Below are 2,612 nucleotides of genomic sequence, written 5' to 3'. Positions count from 1 at the left end.
GCGGACATGCGGGCTTGCGCCCGCGTGGGATTTTCCGTTTACACAAAATTCTGCACACCCTCACTCCGTCCCGTCTACGGATTCGATGGAATTGAACTCACGAGCAAGGACCAGATCATCAGCATCAACGTTCAGCGCAAGGCCGAGAGGCTCCGCCCCGCGGACTACTTCAGCCAATCGCAGGTGCAGACGCTCATACTGGGCCTGTTCCTCACCGCGTGCAGCTCGCAAACCTGGTCGGGGTTCTCGTCCATCATGATGGACGATCCGGTCACCCATTTCGATGACCTCAACACCTATGCCCTCCTCGACCTAATTCTTGGTCTGCAGAGTTCGTCGGAAGGTGAACGTCAGTTCGTCATCTCAACGTGCGATGAAAACTGCTGCAGCTCGCTCGGCACAAGTTTCGGCACCTTGGGTCCGCGGCCAGGTTCTATCGCTTCCAAGCCATCGGGGCAGACGGGCGAATGGTCTCGGAGCTCTCGGCATAGCCCGCTATCCCCGGGTGCGGCTGCACTTCGGCTGAGGCTAGTCGAAACGGTTGGTCTTACTGGTGGACGCTCACCCATAAGCTGTCATTGACGAATGACCGATTCGAAACAGGGTGCGGGGATCGCGCGGCAGGGAATGAACGGCAGCAACCGCTGCGAAGCCGACTTCCGTCGATTGGTGCCTGGTTAAAGCTGAGGCCGTGTGAAAACGCGAATGCCGAGATAAAGAACCGGTGGTGCAAAAATGACGTTTCAGATCGCGCCATAGCGCACGATCGCGATCCGTGGAAGGGGTAAGTGACCCCCCTGGCGCTGAACCCCTTTTTTCCTTCTGCGGTGTCGCGGCCGGCGCGCCCAGGAGTACGATTGTCCGGCCTCCTCGCCAGCAAGAACACCATGACCACGATCATCGGACTCTCGGGCAGCCTGCGTGCGGGCTCCTACAACACGGCCTTGCTGCGTGCCGCGGCTAGTCTGATGCCTGCGGGAGCAAAGCTCGACATCGCCACGCTGCATGGCATTCCGCTCTACGACGGCGACGATGAGGCCCAGAGCGGCATTCCGCTGGCGGTGCAGCAACTGAAGGAGCGCATTGTTGCCAGCGACGGCCTGCTGCTGGTTACCCCCGAATACAACAACAGCATGCCCGGGGTGCTGAAGAACGGCATCGACTGGCTCAGCCGCCCCGGCAGCGACATCCCCAGAGTGTTTGGCAACCGACCGGTCGCGGTGATGGGCGCATCGCCGGGTGGCTTCGGCACCATTTTGGCGCAGAACGCTTGGCTTCCGGTGCTGCGCACGCTGGGCACCCGCCCGTGGTTCGGCGCGCGGCTGATGGTCTCGCGCGCAGGGCAGGTCTTCAACGAGTCAGGTGAGATGACCGACGAGAAGATGAAGTCACAACTGCAGCAGTTCCTGCAGGGCTTCGTGGCCGCACTGCAGATTGGAGTCAGGTAGTTCACATGCCCACACCGACATCGCCCGAAACCGCCTGGCCGCCGCTGCCGCTGGCCGCGTGGCGCGACACCCTGGCCACCCTGCACATGTGGATGCAGGTGGTCGGCAAGACCCGGCTGGCGCTCGCGCCGATGGAAAACCACTGGTGGCAGTGCACGCTGTACGTCTCGGAGCGCGGCCTGACCACCACGCCGATGCCTGACGGCGTGCGGCTGCTCACGGTGGACTTCGACTTTGTCGAACACATGCTGAGGCTGAGCACGGCCGACGGCGGGATGCGCCAGTTGCCGCTGGCCGCCCAGTCGGTGGCACGTTTTCACGCGCAGTACCTGCAAGCATTGAAACAGCTTGGTTTCGAGCCGCGCATGCTCGCTCGGCCAGTGGAGGTGGCGACCGCGATCCCCTTTGCCGAGGACGAGGAACATGTGTCCTACGCTCCTGAAGCGGTGCAGCGCTGGTGGCGTGCGCTGACCCAGGCCGATCGCGTATTCAAGCGCTTCCGCAGCAGTTTCATCGGCAAGCAGAGCCCGGTGCATTTCTTCTGGGGCAGCTTCGACCTGGCGGTGACGCGATTTTCCGGCCGCAGCGCGCCGCGCCATCCCGGCGGTGCACCGAACTGTGCCGACTACGTGATGGTGGAGGCCTACTCGCACGAATGCAGCAGCGCGGGCTTCTGGCCGGGTGGTGGCGCCGTCGACGAAGCTGCGTTCTACGCCTACGCCTATCCACAGCCCGAGGGTTACGAAGCTTCGGCGGTGGAGCCGGCCGCCGCCTACTACCACCCACAGGCGCGCGAGTTCATCCTGCCCTACGAAGCCGTGCGCAGCGCGGACGATCCCGACGCCATCCTGCTGCGCTTCCTGCACAGCACCTACGAGGCGGCCGCCAGTCTCGGCCGCTGGAACCGCGGCGCGCTGGAGCGCCAGCCCGCGGGGTAGCCGCGGTCGGTGGCTCCGCCTGGAATCTCTTTGGCGCCCGCTGTGACCACCACCGCCGCGCCGCGTAGAACGGCGTATGAGAGCAAGCGCTGCAAGCCGTAGGCGTCCACGTTGGGCGAGAGCCAAGCGTGCCAGTGGTAGCCGCCGCTCCGCTCCCAACGTCAGGCAGCAGCTGAAGTTTCAAAGCGATCACAGGAGAGCGCCATGGCCAAGCTTATCGTCCTCT

General features: G+C 63.8%; 3 protein-coding genes. All 3 read left to right on the top strand.

Annotated features, from left to right (window positions below; translation table 11 throughout):
- Nucleotides 1-582, top strand: a 582-nt coding sequence (locus B2J89_RS22545; protein ID WP_205763924.1) for a hypothetical protein, incomplete at its 5' end; no start/stop codon positions are given.
- Between the two features lie 305 nt (nucleotides 583-887).
- The gene (locus B2J89_RS20945; RefSeq protein ID WP_169170778.1) at nucleotides 888-1,448 is read left to right on the top strand and encodes an NADPH-dependent FMN reductase; all 561 of its coding nucleotides are present in this window, start codon (nucleotides 888-890) and stop codon (nucleotides 1,446-1,448) included.
- Between the two features lie 5 nt (nucleotides 1,449-1,453).
- Nucleotides 1,454-2,386: a DUF5996 family protein gene (locus B2J89_RS20940; protein WP_169170777.1), complete on the top strand. Its 933-nt coding sequence runs from the start codon at nucleotides 1,454-1,456 to the stop codon at nucleotides 2,384-2,386.
- Nucleotides 2,387-2,612: the final 226 nt, after the last annotated feature.

Source organism: Acidovorax sp. SRB_24 (genome assembly GCF_012931925.1).
This window is presented reverse-complemented; position numbering and strand designations above follow the sequence as displayed.